Genomic DNA, 18,434 nt, shown 5'->3' on the forward strand with positions numbered 1-18,434 from the left:
CAATTATTTTCCAACTTAATCAGATGTACTACAGATATTTTTTACCAGCCATTATATACCTATTGCTGACTGCAAACCCGTTGTGGGCGCAGCAACAGACTGTCACCGGAAATGTTCGTGATACAGACCATCATCCGGTGCCGGGAGCTACTGTAACAGTTGTCAATACCACCATCGGAACGGTAACAGATGCCGAGGGAAGATTTAGCCTGCAGGCGCCACCGAATGCGCGGCTGAGTATCAGCTTCACAGGTTTTAAAACACAGCAGCTGCACACCGCCACACTGAAAGGGCCTGCACAGATTACGCTGCAGGAAGACCTATCCCGCCTCGATGAAATTGTCGTAACAGGATTAGCGACCAATGTAAAAAGAAGGAACCTCGCCAATACCGTAGTAACAGTTTCCGGTAAAGACCTTTCCGGTACCGCGCCCGCTCAGACGCTGGACGCCGCCTTATCCGGCAAGGTGCCCGGCGCTTATATCAATGCCAACACCGGCGCCCCCGGCGGTGGTATATCCGTTAAGCTGCGCGGGGTTACTTCCGTGTACGGCGCCACGCAGCCACTGTATGTGGTAGATGGCGTGTTTATTGATAACAGCGCCATCTCCTCCGGCCTGACAGCTGTCACCAAAGCTGTGAAAGATCCCGGTGTGATTACTTCCAATCAGGACAATCCCTCCAACCGCATTGCGGATATAAGACCGGAAGATATAGAGAATATAGAGATCCTGAAAGGTGCTTCGGCCGCAGCGATCTACGGTTCCAGGGCATCAGCGGGCGTTATTATCATCACCACCCGGAAAGGACGGGCAGGAAAAACACAGCTCTCTCTGTCGCAGGATCTCGGCTTTAACAAAGCTACGCGCCTGCTGGGAACAAGGGAGTTTACTGCCGACAGGGCAGCAGCCTTATCTAAAGATCCTGTTGCAAGCGCCGCATTGCGGAAGCAATTCCTGGAAGCGGAAGCCCAGGGTAAAATTTATGATTACGAAAAGGAAATCTATGGTAACACCGGCTTCACCCGCAATACCGGCCTGAGTCTGAGCGGAGGCAGCGAAAAAACCGACTTCTTTATTTCGGCCGCCCAGAAGGATGAAAGCGGTATTGTAAAGAATACCGGCTACCGGCATAACAGCATCCGGCTGAATGTAAATCATCGTGTTAACGACGATATTAAAATAGGTGTCAGTACAAACTTTATTAATTCATCCGCAGACAGAGGTATTTCGAATAATGATAACACCGGAGTATCGCTGGGGTGGGCGCTCGCTTACACACCTTCCTTCGCGGAACTGCATCCTGATGAAAAAGGTAAGTATCCAGACAATCCCTTCAGCAGCTCCAACCCGTTGCAGACAGTAGCGTTGATGCGTAACAACGAATCAGTGAACCGCGTAATTATCGGTGGTAATGCAGAAGCTACGTGGCAGCGCAGCCGTATCAGCACCACAAAGCTGGTAGCGCGTGGCGGTATTGACTTTTACAACCTGCAGACAGATGTACTGTTTCCCGGCATCCTGCAGTCGCAGGCAGTGAACAAAGGCACCTCTGTGCAGGGCTTCACCCGTAACCTCAATACGAACTTTATTCTGTCCCTGGTAAATACACTTACGCCTTCTTCCGCGCTATCGCTCACTACCTCTGCGGGCGTAACGCAGGAGACAGGAGATTTCAACAATGCGATAGATGTAGCCACACAGGTCATTACCGGGCAGTCGAACATTAGCCAGGCTGGTGCGCTGACAGCCTCCCAGTCTCGTTTTCAGTTTCAGAATGACGGCTGGTTCATTCAGGAAGAAGTGTTGATTGCGAATGCGCTGAGCCTTAATGCTGGTCTGCGTTTCGACCGCTCTTCCAACAATGGCGATGCCGGTAAGTTTTATCTGTATCCCAAAGGTGGTATTGCTTTCAATTTCACGAAAGCGGGTGTGATACGGGAAGGTTTTTTTGAAGATGTGAAATGGCGGGCCGCCTACGGACAGGCTACCAACGTGCCTGCCTACGGCAGCAAGTTTACCTCCCTGGGAATCGCCAACATAGCGGGTTTGCCGGGATCGCTGGTGAACCCGCAGCAGGGGCAGCCGGGCATACAACCGGAGCGGCAGACAGAATTTGAAACCGGTATAGACCTGGTGCTGCTGCATGGTCGTTTAGGCGTACAGGTGACCTGGTATAATAAAAATATTTATGATTTCCTGATGCTGAGCAGTCCGCCGGCATCTACCGGTTTCGCCTCCGCCTGGAAGAACGCCGGCAACCTGCGTAACCAGGGCATAGAGCTGGGCCTCAATGCCAGACCGGTTGATACGAGAGTGGTTACCTGGAATACCGGAATAAATCTGTGGCTGAACCGCTCGGAAGTCACCAGGCTGACTACGCCGGCAGTACCACAGGGCGCTTTCGGATACCTCGGCGGCACCTTCCAGATAGAACAGGGTAAATCCGCCACGCAGATACTGGGACTAACGCCAACGGGTATAGGAAGATTCGGCGATGCCGAACCGGAGTTCCAGGTGAGCAGCACCAATGAAGTAACCGTAGCGCGTAATCTGAGCATCCGTTTTTTACTGCACTGGAAGAAGGGAGGACAGAATATCAATTTCACGCGGCTGACAGCTGATCTGGGTGGTACCACCAAAGACTATGATGAAGTAGCGCCGGGCAATAAACTGCCGAATGGTCCCAATCGTCTTTCCAAGCTGGGTAAGACTTCCGAAGAATTTATTGAAGACGCTGATTATTTTAAGATAAGGGAGATAGGGGTGTATTATACATTCGATAAATTCCGTCCGAAGCTGATCCGCTCGCTGACGCTGGGGCTTTCACTCAACAACTATTTTACCATTACGCCCTACAGTTCCTATGATCCGGAAGTCTCCAATTTCGGGACCGGTTTCTCCGGTGGAGTAGAGCTGGTGCCATACCCCGCAGCCAAACGCGCCAGGTTTCACTTATCCGTTAATTTTTAAATCAGCCGTATGAAAACATTATTTTATCTCAACCTTTTGCTGTTAATGCTTTCGCTGGCTGTCGGACTGAACTCCTGCCAGCGTAATTTTGGTGATCTGAATAATCCTACCGTAGAAAAATATCTGGAGAATGCCAGTCAGCAGCAGTTGAATAACCTGGTAAACGGTACCGTTTCCGGTGCGCGGAACTCCATTGATCTCTATCTGGATGTTACCGGTGTGATAGGGCGGGAGATCTATCGCTTTGCCGATCCGCGCTATACTACCGAGCTGCTGGGGGCAGATGACAATGAGCTGCTGAACAGTAATTTCTATATCACGCTCAACTGGGCAGCGCGTTACCGGGTGGTGAAGAATACCAATGTGCTGATAGCCGCAGCAACGAGATCCACACTGATCAGTGATGCGCAGCGCAAGGGTTACCTGGGTTTCGCCAAAACCTTCCAGGCGCATGAGCTGCTGCTGAACCTGAATCTCACTTACAAAAACGGGATACGCGCCGATGTGTCCGACCCTGATAAGCCTGGTCCGGTGCTGGATTATGCGAAGAGCCTGGCAGCTATTGCAGCGTTGCTGGACCAGGGAAAGACTGACCTGGAAGGCGCTGTGCTGGCCTTTCCGTTGTCACCGGGATTTAACGGTTTCCAGGATGCCGCCGGGCTGATACAGTTCAACCGGGCGCTGGCAGCGAGGGTAGCTGTATACCGGGAAGACTGGCCTTCCGCAAAAGCAGCGCTGGAAGCCTCCTTCCTGGATCTGGAGGGAGATCTTTACAGGGGTATAAGCCATGTGTATGGCACCGGTACCGGCGATCAGCTGAATGGCGCCTTTACACCGCCGCAGCAGAACGGCGATGTGCGGTTGGCGCATCCGTCGTATGCCACCGGGATAGAAGCCGGCGATGACCGTATAACTAAAACGAATATACGAAATATAGCTGCCTCTCTGAACGGGTTAAGCGGTAACCGCGACGTATGGGTGTATACTTCTGGTACAGCGCCTGTTTACCTGGTGCGTAATGAAGAGCTGATACTGTTGTATGCAGAAGTGAATATCCGCACACAGCACTTTACCGAGGCGGTGAGGGCGCTGGACAGGATACGGACAGCGCATCGCCTGCGGCCCTACAGTGGTCTGGAGGAAGAGGAGCCGCTGATAGATGAGTTGCTGCAGCAGCGCCGGTATTCACTTTTCTTTGAAGGACACCGCTGGATAGATGTCCGCCGGTATCGCCGGTTGCAGCAGCTGCCGCTGGACCGCCCGGCAGATAATGTATGGGAGCAGCTGCCCCTGCCCGTTTCAGAAACCGTAGCCTTATAGCCGATGCGTAAAAAAATCAGCCGCCGCGAGGCGATCCGGCAAACGCTGCGCGCCGCCGCTATTACGGCTGCGGGCAGCGTACTGCCGGCTATGCATGTCAGCAGCACATCCGGTTTTTCGTATAATCGTCAAAGTTACAGCAGACTTCGTGTCGCCGTTATCGGCGCGGGAGCTTTTGGCGGCTGGACAGCCCTGCATCTGCTGCGGGAAGGCTATGCCGTTACGTTGGCCGATCAGTACGGCGCAGGCAACAACCAATCCGCTTCCGGTGGTGAAACACGCCTGATACGGCCTTTCTATGGCAACCAGCAGCTGTACTTTGATATGGCGCTGCGTTCCCTCAGCCACTGGAAAAAGCTGGAAGCACAGACCCGTAAGCAGATATATTATCCGCAGGGGCTGCTGCTCCTGCAGCATGAAGGTGCTGTTATACCGGGCGATATGGCGGCAGCCGCCATGTACCGGCACGCCGGTATACAGCTGGAACAGCTGTCGCCCTCCGCTGCCGCCCTCCGCTGGCCCCTGATAGATACAACCGGGCTGGCGAAAGTATGGTATGACCCCGCATCAGGATTCCTTTCCGCACGCGAAGGCTGTAAAACAGTGCTGGAGCAGTTTATAAAGGAAGGCGGCCATTTTGTGCAGGCGCAGGCATCGCTGCCTGGCCATATAGACGGCCGTTTGCAGGCGCTCTCTCTTTCAAACGGGCAACGCCTGGAGGCAGATGTATTCGTTTTTGCCGGCGGCCCCTGGCTGCTGCGGCTGTTCCCCAACCTGGCCCCGCTGAAAGTAACAAGACAGGGCTACTTCTATTTTGCACCTCCTGCCAGCCTGCACACCGCATTCGCGCAGCTGCCCACCTGGGTGAACTGGCCGGCAGACGGCCAGCTGAGCTACGGCGTACCCGCATTCGACGGCAGAGGGTTTAAGATAGCCATCACCATTCAGGAAGATATCAGCGACCGCTTTGATACCTACGCCCGCTACCTGCGGCCGGAAGAATTACAACAGGCACAGGAAGTGATACAACGCCGCTTTCCGGTGATGGCCGGCAGGCCATTGATAGAGCAACGCATATGCCAGTACACGGAAACGCCGGATAAAGATTTTATTCTCGACAGGCACCCGCAGGCAGACAACGTATGGATTGCCGGCGGCGGCTCAGGACATGGCTACAAACATGGCGCAGCCATGGGAGAACTGGCAGCAGCCAACATCTCCGGCCGCCTGCCTGTGGAACCTCGCTTCCGGATTAACCGCTGGCAACCATAAAGCAGGAAGTATTTTATTATTTTATTATTTTATTATTTGAGATTTGTATCCAATCTTGGTTTACTGCTGAACCTCACTGTACAAAGGGAACAATGACTGGATATAAATCTCAAATAATCAAATAATAAAATGAAAAATATTTGTTGAAATCGGTAAAATGGTTGTAATTTTTCCGCTGCTTTTGTCGAAATGAGTTTGATGTATGGAGGAATGGGCTGATGATCCGGAGCTGTGGCGGGAGATAGTTAATGGGAACGAAACCGCTTTTCAGCATTTATACCGTTTTCACTTTACAATGTTGTACGAATATGGGATGCGTCTTTGCGCCGATGAAGAATTGGTGAGGGAGAGCATACAGCAGCTTTTTGTGAAGCTGTGGACCAACAGAACGGGACTGGATACGGTAAAACGTGTGCGGCCATACCTGCTGGTTTCCCTGCGGGGTATGATCTATAATAAGATAAGAGATGCAAAGCGCAGAAGGGTGACCACCCTGGAAGATGATTATGATTTCGAACTGGTATTTTCTCCCGAATCTGTTTATATAGAAAAAGAAAGCCGGCATGAGCAGCTGGCAGCCCTGCAGCTGGCTATGGAGCAGCTGACAGCACGGCAAAAAGAAATTATTTACCTGCGTTATTTTCAGGAATTATCCTATGATGATATTGCTGCGATGATGAATATCAGTGTGAAGGGTGCTTATAAATTAACGGCCCGCGCATTGCTGACATTACGTGAAATCCTTCACCTGTCTGTTATTACGGTGATATTGCTGCTGAAAACAGCCGCCGCAAAGTAGTTACCTGTCTGCCTGAATTCCCTCTTTAGTTTACACTCATCCTTACCCGGAAAAAAATATTTGTTTCCATGGGGTGTTTCTTCCCATGACGGTGTCCTGTGATTAATCGCCCTGTTGTAAAGGTTGCTGATGAATGACATGCGAGAACAGTATAAGCATTTTGATAAACAGGATTTCCTGGAAGATGATTCCTTCATCAGCTGGGTGAAAGGAACATCTGTTGCTGCCACTGCTTTGTGGACAGCCTACATAGCTGGCGCTCCAGCCAATATAGCGGCGTTACGGGTTGCAGAACAGGCGTTGCGGCTGATATTATCTGCTGAAAGAATACTTCCTCCGCAAGGTATGGAAGATACTATCTGGCACAGTATACAGGCGGGAGTACAGCTCGCAGGGCAGCGCCGTGCGCGTATCCGCAGACTGAGAGTGATAGGGGTATCTGCCGCCGCGGTGTTGTTGCTGATGATCATCAGCACCGGTATATGGCTGTTTACCGGTAACCGTACCGTTTCCACAGGCTATGGCGAAACTACGCGCCTTCTGCTGGCAGATCAGTCGCGGGTGATACTGAATGCCAACTCTGCGCTTACCTGGGCCAGACGCTGGCCCAGGGGGGAAAGCCGGGAAGTGTGGCTGCGTGGTGAAGCCTACTTTGAAGTTAACCACCTGAAGCAGGATCAGCAGCCGGTACGCAACGGGGAACGGTTTATTGTACATACCGCCGGTCTGGATGTGGAAGTATTGGGTACCGCCTTTAATGTAAAAGCCCGCAGAGGGTTTACCACCGTTGGCCTCAGCGCAGGTAGGGTAAAGATTCACCTTCCCGGGAAAGCAGGAGAGATGCAGCTGCTGCCCGGACAATCCGCTGTGTACAATGAGCAGACAGGCATCCTGCAAAAACAGGAAGCAGATATTACTGCCATCAGCGCGTGGAAGGAAAATAAACTGATGATGAATAACACCAGCGTGGGAGAGATCATTCAGGTACTCGAAGATACCTATGGATACAGGGTTATACTGGAGGATACAACTGTCATACATAAGCGCATACAAGGTACTATACCCGTGAAAAACGAGGATAATATCATTTTTATACTTTCCGGAATTTTAAAAGTGAACATAGAGAAAAAGGGCAATCAGCTTTTATTCAGACAAGGTAACTGATACCTGCAAACCAACCAGACCAAAGTTTAATTATGCAGAAAACAGCTATGAAATTATTGCTGCTGCTGTTATGCAGCATGCTCACCGCGGGCGTATATGCCCAGGTGGAAAACGGCAGACAGGCCATCCCGCTGTCACAGGCCCTGGAAGAGATTACCAGGAAATATGATACGAAGTTTGTATTTGATACAGAACTGATTAAGCGCAGATCAACCCAGGTAGTAGTAGGCAATCTGAAAAACCTGCCGCTGGAAGAAGTGCTGAAACGGGTATTGTATCCTGCCAATCTGTTGTTCGTATATGTGAGCGAGAATAATTATATGCTGATACAACGTCCGGTGCAGGCGAAGCCTGGCGCGGCTCCGGTAGCCAATGCCAAGGCCGTTGCTGCGGAAGCTGTTACAACAGCAAATCATGCATTGAGGGGAATCATAACGGATGTGGCTACACGCGAAGCGCTGCCAGGTGTAACTGTCAGGCTGCTGCCTTCCGGAAAAGGCGTACTCACCGATCAGAACGGCCGCTTCGTTTTCCATGATACTGATCCCGGAGAGCATACTGTGCGCGCCAGTTTCATCGGTTACTCCACCCGTGAGATGAGCGGTAGTACCGATGCTATCATGCAGATAGGGCTGGTACAGGATACCCGCACACTGGATGAAGTGAAAGTAGTGGAAGTAGGATATGGTACCAAAAGAAAGGAAGCTATCACCGGCGCGGTTTCATCGGTCAGCAATAAAACCATTACCCAGATGCCAACGCCTGTACTGAGTACCGCCCTGATAGGAACCATACCCGGTCTGTTCGGGAAACAATCAGGAGGCTCTCCCGGAAAGGATTTCAGCCGGTTGCTGATCCGCAGTTCCTCTTTCCTCAATTCGCCGCTGGTAGTCATTGACGGCGTGCCCTTGAATGATGCCAGTTACGGCGGCATGCTGGGCAGCCAGGCCGGTCTGAATGATATTGACCCTATGGATGTAGAGTCGGTAACCGTACTGAAAGACGCGGCTTCTACCGCTATCTATGGTTCACGCGGCGGGAACGGCGTTATCCTGGTAACTACCAAACGGGGAAAAATAGGAAAACCTAAATTTACTTTCGCAGCCAGCACTACCTATTCCAGACCTACGCAGCGCCCGAAGTTTGTTGATAACCACACGCAGGCCCTGCTGGAAAATGAATATGCACAGAACTCAGGCAGGGGAACGATTTACAGCGATGCGGTACTGGACACCATCCGTCTTGGCCTGAACCCCGACAAGTACGCAAATACCAACTGGTACAACGCCGTATTGCGTGATTTCTCCAACGGACAGAATTATAACCTGAATGTGAATGGCGGAACGGAAGGCATCCGCTACAATGTTTCAGGAGGCTTTAACAACCAGCGCTCGCTGCTGGCGGCAATGGGAGGTATGAAACGTTATTCCATCGCTTCCAACCTGGATACCAGGCTGTCCAAACATTTTACAGTAGGAGTAGACCTGTCTTACCGTTATGAGCAGGTAGAAGAACCGCCTACCGGCGCCAACACCGTGATGTCCGGCGTATTTGGCATGTCGCCCCTGCAGCCGGTCTATTTCTCTAACGGATTGCCGGCGGCGCATTACACCGGAACGGTGTCCAATCCGGCTGTACAGGCAGGGAACAGCGGGTATAGCCGCACTTTCGGCAATTACCTGAATGCCAAACTGAAAGCGGAGTATGCTATCCCGTTTGTAAAAGGGCTGGCAGCCCGCGCTATGACATCTTTTGACAGAAACAGCTATGGCAGCAAAGATTTTAAGGTGCCGTATAAACTGTATCGCGCCAACAGCCTGGGTGCTTACACCGCCGTTGCCGGTGTTGATAACAGAGGCGCTGATCTGAAACCGACCCTGTTGCAGAATGAATCGCGCGCCAGCTTCACCACTATGGAGTTTGGCCTGAACTATGACCGTTCCTTCGGCCTGCATCATCTTTCCGGAATGGCATTATATACCACCAATGAAAGCATGGTCACCTTTCTCAGCGCCGGCCGCAACAATATTTTTACGCCTTCAACCGATGAACTGTTTGCCGGAAATGCCAGTGTGAATTCCACGAATAATGGCTATACCAGGGAGTTTGGCAGAGTAGGATATGTTGGCCGCCTGGCATATTCCTACAATGCCAGATACTACCTGGAAGGCAGCTTCCGTTCTGAAGCATCCGTAAATTATGCGGATGGACATCGCTGGGGCTTCTTCCCGTCGGTATCTGCAGGCTGGCGTTTGTCAGAAGAACACTTCCTGAAAGACCACGCCTCCTGGCTGGATGAGCTGAAACTAAAAGCATCCTACGGTATGGCCGGCGATGAATCAGGCGCCGGTTTCTCTTCTTACCTCAACAACTTCTCGGTTGGACAGAATACAGGCAATCTTAATTCCACCACGGGAAAAATGGCTTACATCTTCGGTGGTGTGTTTGCTCCGTCGCTGTATACCAGGGACGTGATACCCAATACCAACATCACCTGGGGCGTGATGAGATCCGTGAACGCAGGGGTAAATATGAGTGTGCTGAAAGGATTGTTTGCTGCGGAGCTGGAAGTGTACAGAAAGAATAATTCCAATATACTCATCTCCGTTACGGATGATGTGCCGCTGACTTTCGGCGCGGTAACACCTATGCTGAACATGGGAAAAACACATACCACCGGTTTTGAACTCACGCTGATGCATAATAATACGGTAGGCAAAAATTTCTCTTACTCGGTGAAGAGCATGATTTCCCGGACCAAAACCATCACTGATTTTTCCGGTGAACAGGCGGGGCTGCCGGCATGGAACGAAGGACAGTACAATGGATGGAGCCCTAATGTCAGCCGCATTTACAAGTCCCTGGGATTGTTTCAATCACAGGCGGAAATTGACGCCTGGGCAGTACAGGACGGCAGAAACAACAAGACCCTTCATCCGGGAGATATCAGGTTTGCTGACCTGAACGGAGATCATATCATCGATCAGCAGGATGTGATTGTGAAAGATAATGTGGCAATACCGCTGTTGAACTACAGCCTGACGCTGGGCGCAGCCTGGAAGCAACTGAGTATGGACGCTACCTTCCAGGGTATCGGAGATTATACCAATCTGGTAGGCTACAAGATATGGTCAAATTATGATGCACGTCAGCTGGACCGCTGGACGCCGGATAATCCTGATGCTACCTGGCCACGGCTGGGGGCGCAGCCTTCCAACTCCAGGACTTCAGATTTTTACAGCATGAACGGGAACTACCTGCGCCTGCGCAGTCTGCGGCTGGCTTATAACGTGCAGCCACTATGGCTCAAGCGCTATGGGCTGGAAGCGGTTTCCTTTAACGTGCAGGGCGGCAACCTGTTTGTCATCTCAAAAATTAAATTCATCGATCCGGAGAATGACAGTGTTAATTCCTATGGTGTACAGAAAACTTTCAGCGCCGGCGCTGTCGTGAAATTTTAATCTTCAACATGCAGATCATGACCAGAAATATAACCACCGCTTTTATTGCAGGATGTATGCTGTTAACCAGCTCCTGTACAAAAGATATTCTCGGTAAAAAACCTAAAGACAGCATCTCTGAGCTGGATGTCTGGAAAGATATGAGTCTGGTAAGCAATTACGCTACCTACTTTTATTCTACCCTGCAGAGTGGCTACAGCAGGAACTTCTACCTGTGTGAGGCTACTGATGACGCAATTGCTGCGTTGGATAATGATCCTTATACCATTGTTCCGCTGACCACCGATGCCAGCTGGACGCCGGTCAATGCGCCTTTCAATGATTACTATGAAAGGCTGTATAAGAGCATCCGTAAAGCCAACGATTTTCTGGAACGCATTGATGCGGTTCCCGGAGATGCTGATCAGCGGAAACAGCTGAAGGCAGAAATCCGTTTCTTCCGCGCGTATTATTATGCAGAGCTGATTAATTATTTCAGCGATGATCCGGTTACTGCTGCAGGCATATTACCATCCGGCGCAGTGCGCGATGCGGAAAAGGCATGGGGCGTGGTGCTGCTGGACAAAACGCAGGTATTCGGCGAGGATGATCTCTCTGTACCCCGCAGCACCAAAGGCGCCTGTATCGATTTTGTGGTGAAGGAGCTGCATGAAGCCGCAACCGCTTTTGCACAGTTGCCTGCGTCTTATACCAAAGATGCCGGTCGCCTCACGCAGGGCGCGGCGCTGGGCCTGAAAGTACGGGTTCTCCTGTATGCAGGGCGCTTCAAAGATGCCGCCGCTGCTGCCAGGGAAGTGATGAGCCTGAATAAATATCAGCTCTATCCTGATTACAAAACATTATTTACCGTTAAGAATAACCAGGAATGCATTATCTCCGTACAGCACAATAATATCGCTCTGGAAAGAGCGCATACGCTTGATAAATCCGTGGCTCCCGGCTCTATGAGCGGCCAGAATGCGATGTGTCCCACACAGAACCTGGTAGACGAATATGAAATGACGGATGGCAAATTGCCTGCACAGTCGCCGCTTTACAACGCCAATGATCCCTATACCGGCAGGGATAAGCGTTTTTACGCCACCATCGCCTACGACGGCAGCAGCTACCGCGGCCGCATGCTGCAATTGTCCGAAGGCGGTTTCGATATCGTTAACAGTGGCGCTTTCAAACCCAGAACCCGTTATATGATGAGGAAAGGTATCAACGAAGGTTTTAATTTTCTCGGTGATGCCAGCCTGGGCAGCGACCAGAACTGGCAGCTGCTGCGGTATGCTGAAATCCTGCTGAACTATGCAGAAGCGCAGAATGAAGATGCCGGACCTGATAACAGCGTATATGAAGCAGTAAATGCTATCCGCCGCCGCGCGGGCCAGCCGGACTTGTCCGCCGGCCTTTCGCAGGAACAGATGCGCGCAGCCATCCGTCACGAACGCCGCATAGAATTTGCCTTTGAAGACCAGCGCTTCTGGGACCTGCGCCGCTGGCATATTGCGCACCTGCCGGCTGCCAAAGAAATCTATGGAACCATCATCCGTAAATCAGCAGATGGAACTACTGCTTACAGCCGGCAAACTGTACAAAGCCGGTATTTCGAACTTAAAAATTATTGCTTCCCCATTCCCAACGCGGACGTGCTCAGCAACAGAAGAATGGAACAGAATACCTTGTGGAAATAATATGACGACAGCAAATATCATTCGCGGTTTTCTCATAGCAGCAGGACTGTCTGCCGCTATGAGCGCCCTCTCCCAGGACAAGGGGAAAAAGTACGTAGTGCCGTTGCCGGTAGTAGGCAGCTGGACAGATAATCATCATTTTGTGCTCCTGCACCGCGACGGACCATTGAAAGGTAAGAACATACTGACAGACGCCGCTACCGGAAAACAGACCGGTGAAGCGCCGGCACGGCCATACGGTAAACAGCATCAGCTTATTGTCAGCAATAACGATATATATATCGTTAACGGACGTACGAAAAAACAGCTGACGCATGACAGCACCCCGGAATATAATCCGGTGTTTTCGCCGGACAGTAACTACATTGCCTTCACCCGTTACAATAACCTGTATACCCTGGAGCTGGCCACCGGTAAGGAAGTACAGCTGACACACGATGGCAGCGACGTGATTATGAATGGCTATGCTTCCTGGGTATATATGGAAGAGATACTGGGAAGGGATCTGGAATACCGTGCTTTCTGGTGGAGCCCCGACAGTAAGTCACTGGCATTCTTCAGGACTGATGACAGCAAAGTGCCACTGTTTACCCTCACGGATGTCAGCAACGGAAAAAGCATACTGGAAACCCAACGTTATCCCTGTCCGGGTGATACCAACCCATCCGTAAAAATCGGCATGGTAGCCGCTGCCGGCGGTCCCATTACCTGGGCAGCCTTTGATGAAAATACCGATCAGTATTTCGGTACGCCTTACTGGTATCCTGACAGCAAATCACTGATGGTACAATGGCTCAACCGGGGCCAGGATCATTATCAGCTGTACCGCGTAGCTGCTGCTACCGGCAGCAGACAGCTGGCATACGAAGAAAGACAGCCGTCATGGATAAATCTCGATGAAGCACAGCGGCTCACTTTTGTCAATGGTGGTAAAGCATTGCTGCTTATCAGCGATCAGTCAGGCTACCGGCAGATATACCTGCACCGTGCTGATGGCGTGTTGCTCAATCGCGTCACCAGCGGAGATTTTGTGGTGAAGGAAATACTGTATGTGGATGAAAGAAAACAGGTAGTATATTTTACCGGCAATAAAGAAGGATTGAACCGGCAGGATCTCTACCGGGTGGATTTCAACGGCAGAAACCAGCAGCGCCTGACCTTCGGTCCCTATTCCCACCAGGCAACAATGTCGCCGGATGCATCGTATTTCATTACCCGGTATGGCAATGCCGGCACACCGGAGCGGCTGGCACTGATGAACAACCGTGGAAAAATACTGCAGGAGCTGGCTAACAGCCAGGGGCCGGATTATGACAGCACCATCCCGAAGGCGTCCTCACTTGTGTACGTTCCTTCAGAAGATAATAAATTTCGTTTACCCATGCGCGTTACCCTGCCGGCAAATTTGCAGCCAGGGAAAAAATATCCGGTAATCATCGCGGTGTATGGCGGACCTGCCAGCTCCAACGTATCGGATACCTGGTCGCCCTTACTGGCTTACCCTGACTGGCAGGATAGAATTATTGTGTATATGGATCACCGCGGCAGCGAAGAATTCGGAAAGGCCGGCCAGCAATACATGCACCGGGACCTTGCCCGGTGGCCTGTCCGCGACTGGACGCAGTGCGTAAAATGGCTGCTTGCCAACACGCCTGCCGATCCGGAAAAGATAATAATTACTGGTCACAGCTTCGGCGGATACATCACCTGCCATGCGCTGATGCAGGCGCCTGAATATTTTAAGTTTGGCATCGCCGGCGGCACTGTAGCAGACTGGCGCATGTACGACAGTCACTATACCGAACGTTACATGGATACTCCAGCCGAAAACCCGGAAGGATACCGCAGCAGCTCCGTATTAACGTATACGGATAAACTGAAAGGCAAACTGCTGCTGATACATGGTATGTCCGATGATAATGTACACGCCATCAATACACTGGAACTGGCAGACCAGCTGCAACGCAAACGTAATATGAACTTCAGCATGATGCTGTATCCCGGCGCACGGCACAGCATGTTTGGACCGGGCGTGGAACACTACAGTAAACTGACCAGTCAGTATCAGGACCAATGGCTTTCTCAAAAACCATAAGGCATACTGCATACACCAAAAACCGAAAAAGCAGGCATCAATTACCAACCATTAACCATTAACGTCGAAAACCAGCAACCGCGCTTCTGTATTCCTGCAGAAGCGCATTTATTTTATTATTTTTTTATTTGAGATTTTGTGGCTCATCATTGTTCTCCTTGAAACTTGCAGATTTCATTTACACCATGATGGGAATCAAATCTCAAATAACCAAATCTCAAATAATCAAATCTCAAATAATCAAATCTTTCGTTTTGTTATTCCTGGTTGCCCAAAAAAATATGGATCTTTTATTAACCTTTCTATCTTCCTTAGTGTTAATAATACAAACGGTAACCAGCGTTAAATAACTATCCGATATGAAACCGAATAATAATCCGGGAACTTAATGGTATTGCTATGGGTGTGTTTGCCCGGCTGTAAAGGCTGGCTGCAGGATGCGTTTCCTGTTGCAGGGAGAGATTATGCAGAATAGTTGTATACTGTCAGGCGGATAATACGGTAGCTGTTATCGATCATCACTCATGCTTCTGTCGTTAATTCCTGTCATAGCTGTTTCATCCTTATACAGCTATGAACTTCATGCCTGTATTTCCTCATCAAAGATATTTGCACCACACTGCATAACGGTTCTACAATAGTTGGCAAAACAATCCTATGTAACCGGCAGGGAGTTTTCTCCCTGCCATTTTATTGGATGACTATTGCGAGGAGCGTTATGGGTATGACAGCGGCGTTCTCAGGCTGATGGCGAAGTCGCCATAGGTACAACCGGGAAAACGTAAACGGAGATCTTCATCGCGCAGCCAGGCGGCCTGTTTTTCCGCATCAGAGGATGGTGTTGCAGGAGTAATACCTGCAAGTCTTGCTCCGTCTGCAAAGTAAACGATCGTCAGGCTCTTCCTCGTACGTGCAGATGTATTGGGAGCTGCGCCATGAATAGTCCAGCCGTGATGAATCAGTACGTCACCTGCTGGTATGTTGTCTGCGGAGTAAACAGACAGGCCGTTGCTGTCTGTAAAGTCTGCCAGCGCCTGGGGGGAATTGTTGAGGTAATCAATATCTCCCAGATAGCCTTTCTGATGTGAGCCTGCTACGTATCTCATCCCGCCCATATCGGGCGCTATATCTTCCAGCGGAATCCAGATAGTAAGCATCTGATCGGTATCTACAGGCCAGTAGGTATGATCCTGATGCCAGGGTGTAGCGTTGTTACCGGGAAGTTTGAAAAACGCCTGGTCATGGTATAATCTTACCGCATCTGTCTGCAGCAGCCGGGCGGCGATAGCAGCCAGTACAGGCTGCCGGATAAAGGCATGGATCTCTTCATCCGTATCTCCGGTATCGGTTGCCCGCAGGAAGGAGCGGATATCCCTGCTACTGCGTCCGGAGTGTTCCTGTTGTCCGGCATGCGCTACCAGCGCCGTAATACGATCCTTGCAATGATGTATGCTTTCCCTGTCAAATACCTGTCGCAGCTGTATCATACCGTCCCGGCTGAAAGCGGCTATGTTTGCGGCAGACAGGGAATAATCTTCCCGGATGCCGGAAGAAACAGGCGTATAGTGCGTCTGCTGCGGATGGTATAACTGCAGCGTTTTCAGTACGGTGGCTGTAGTGAAGTAATGGTGCTGGTCAACGGAGAAGATGTGGAAAGTGCCTGCCAGTTTTTCTGCGGTGGTATGCATGGGCTGTGCTGCGCCAAACCAGCGTTGCCATGGTGTTGTCATATCCGGTACCAGATCGTCGGGGCGGGGAATGCGTAACCATGCCCCTGCCTTCCAGCAACCGTTTTCCTGCTGCAGCTGCAGCAGCTGTTGCAGCCCTTTGCGGATGACTGTTTCCGAATGCAGTCCGGCTGACAAGCCTATGTTTAACAGTAGGGCAAGGGAGAAGGCGGAGAGTTGGCCGCTTTCATCCGTCAGCCGCTGTAAAGCCATCGCGCCGGCGCGTTTAACAGCGGTGTGGGCTTGCGGTGAGGGATCGGCAGACAGGCATTCCACTGCAAGGGCAGTGGTGTAGGCTGTTTCAAACCACCAGTAGGCCGGCCAGCTACCATCAGGCTGCTGATTGTTCAGTAGTACGGCTGAAAGTTGTTCCCGGAACGGCGGCAGGAGTGCGGTTGCTGCTGTCACGCACATATGTGCCTGTGTCCATCCTTCAAAGTGAGGATAATCTGCTATGCCCATAAAGCCTGCGATAGCAGCCGGCTGCAGATAGGTGGCAACGCCCTGCTCATTTATATGCGGGCGCAGCGCCTGCAATGCCAGCTGATACCTTTTGCTGTGCTGCTGTCCCAGCCGGGTTGCCAGCAAAAGCCCCCATGTGGTGGAATCTGCATCCATAGGTACGGTATGGCCGTAGCTCCATCCCCCGGTATGATATTGCGTACACTCCAGGATGCTCCAGGCACGGAAGGCCAGCGTCTGCGCTTCCTTGCACGGAATACCTGCCAGTATGCTGCCGGTATAGGCCGTCACCCATGCATCGCTGACGCCGGCGGGCGTCCAGAAATCTTTCCATCCTGTTGCCGGATGAAAGCCCGCTTGCAGGAACTGCAGCGCTTTCCCGGCGGACTGACTGCAGTCATGCTCAGTAAGTATTGTATGCATATGCTCAATCATTTTCAACATAATGGGAACAGCATCCGAAGTAAGATTTTACGGATATTTTCCGGGGTGATAACTTGAATTTGATGTGCTGGATACCCTGGTTTAAAGTGTAGTCTGTTGTTGCCGGAGAAGGCAATGAGGTGTCCAGGCTGGCCAGCAGTTTTTCAACGATACTGCTTTGGTGTGTTGTTTGCCTGGGCCATGCCATCAGGAAATGGTAATTCTCCTGTGTGATATAATTATCTGCTTTCAGCTGTGTGAAAATATGTTGCCATCTCGGCTCAAATGCAGGCTGCCAGTGCCACGGGTTGGCCTGATCAAAAAGCAGCTCGATGCCAAGTGTGGGATAAATGGTTTCGCCGATGTCTAGATGTATACACAGCGAATCAGTATAACACGCATATTTTTCCAGCAGCAGCGCTACCTGTCCGACATCTCCCGGCCAGTTTATTTTTCCCAGTAAAGGCAGTACATCTGCCGCCTGTATCTGGAAGAAGCAGAGACGTAGTGCGGTAACGGGTCTGGCTATCATTAAACCAGCCTGTATACGCCGGGTATGCGGCGGACACTGTTCAAAGCATACCGCCAGCCGTTGTATCAGCTGCGGGGATAACGGCCCGCCGGTTAATACCGGCAACAGAGATGAGGTCAGCCAGCAGAAATCACTGAACCCCTGGTCTGCTGATGTGGGAAACCCGAAGAAAACATTCGGATCATGCAGCGGATTGAAATTTTTATCTGCCGTATCAAATTCCAGCCATACTGCACCATTTTCGGAAGAATGAAAATAAGGAGAGGATTGCCATAACCGTAGAAATGTTTGCAGGCGGATCCAGGGCAGTTGCTGATCCCTGCTCATATGTTCCACCCCTTCGCGGGATATGTTAAACGCAAAGTCATAGTTCCCGAAATCTGTTTCGCAGGCCGCTTCAAATCCTGCATAGGCCATTGCGGATGCCGGAATGAACGGCAGCAGCCGGGTGAAAGGAGTAAGCAGCGTTTCATGGCAGGGCAGTTGTGATACGACGGATGTCAGTACTTGTGATGGTATCATGATAAT

At 51.1% G+C, this 18,434-nt stretch carries 10 protein-coding genes; 8 read left to right on the plus strand and 2 right to left on the minus strand.

Features of this window, described 5'->3' with window-relative positions; genetic code table 11:
* The first annotated feature begins 23 nt into the window (after nucleotides 1-23).
* The 8 genes from GWG06_RS09950 (at nucleotide 24) to GWG06_RS09985 (ending at nucleotide 14,762) form a co-directional block, all read left to right on the plus strand.
* Nucleotides 24-2,972, plus strand: coding sequence for a SusC/RagA family TonB-linked outer membrane protein (locus tag GWG06_RS09950; RefSeq protein ID WP_160712952.1), 2,949 nt, complete (start codon nucleotides 24-26; stop codon nucleotides 2,970-2,972).
* Between the two features lie 9 nt (nucleotides 2,973-2,981).
* Nucleotides 2,982-4,292, plus strand: a complete 1,311-nt coding sequence (locus GWG06_RS09955; protein ID WP_160712954.1) for a RagB/SusD family nutrient uptake outer membrane protein — start codon at nucleotides 2,982-2,984, stop codon at nucleotides 4,290-4,292.
* 3 nt (nucleotides 4,293-4,295) lie between these two features.
* Nucleotides 4,296-5,564, plus strand: a complete 1,269-nt coding sequence (locus GWG06_RS09960; RefSeq protein WP_160712956.1) for an NAD(P)/FAD-dependent oxidoreductase — start codon at nucleotides 4,296-4,298, stop codon at nucleotides 5,562-5,564.
* Between the two features lie 202 nt (nucleotides 5,565-5,766).
* Nucleotides 5,767-6,363, plus strand: a complete 597-nt coding sequence (locus GWG06_RS09965; protein WP_160712958.1) for an RNA polymerase sigma factor — start codon at nucleotides 5,767-5,769, stop codon at nucleotides 6,361-6,363.
* Nucleotides 6,364-6,492: 129 nt separating this feature from the next.
* A complete protein-coding gene (locus tag GWG06_RS09970; RefSeq protein ID WP_160712960.1) occupies nucleotides 6,493-7,527 on the plus strand; it encodes a FecR family protein in 1,035 nt (344 codons plus the stop codon).
* A 32-nt stretch (nucleotides 7,528-7,559) separates the two neighbouring features.
* Nucleotides 7,560-10,988, plus strand: a complete 3,429-nt coding sequence (locus GWG06_RS09975; RefSeq protein WP_160712962.1) for a SusC/RagA family TonB-linked outer membrane protein — start codon at nucleotides 7,560-7,562, stop codon at nucleotides 10,986-10,988.
* A 17-nt stretch (nucleotides 10,989-11,005) separates the two neighbouring features.
* Complete coding sequence (locus GWG06_RS09980; RefSeq protein ID WP_160712964.1) at nucleotides 11,006-12,667, plus strand: RagB/SusD family nutrient uptake outer membrane protein; 1,662 nt, start codon at nucleotides 11,006-11,008, stop codon at nucleotides 12,665-12,667.
* Nucleotide 12,668: 1 nt separating this feature from the next.
* Nucleotides 12,669-14,762 (plus strand): S9 family peptidase, encoded by a 2,094-nt coding sequence (locus GWG06_RS09985; protein WP_160712966.1) that lies wholly within the window; start codon nucleotides 12,669-12,671, stop codon nucleotides 14,760-14,762.
* Nucleotides 14,763-15,478: 716 nt separating this feature from the next.
* Here GWG06_RS09985 and GWG06_RS09990 read toward each other — a convergent pair.
* On the minus strand, nucleotides 15,479-17,374 hold the full coding sequence (locus tag GWG06_RS09990) for a phytanoyl-CoA dioxygenase family protein (RefSeq protein ID WP_160712968.1): 1,896 nt from the start codon (nucleotides 17,372-17,374) through the stop codon (nucleotides 15,479-15,481).
* Nucleotides 17,375-17,378: 4 nt separating this feature from the next.
* Entirely contained in the window at nucleotides 17,379-18,428 is a 1,050-nt protein-coding gene (locus GWG06_RS09995) for a hypothetical protein (RefSeq protein WP_160712970.1), read from the minus strand.
* Nucleotides 18,429-18,434: the final 6 nt, after the last annotated feature.

This window comes from Chitinophaga solisilvae, assembly GCF_009928525.1.
Classification (GTDB): domain Bacteria; phylum Bacteroidota; class Bacteroidia; order Chitinophagales; family Chitinophagaceae; genus Chitinophaga; species Chitinophaga solisilvae.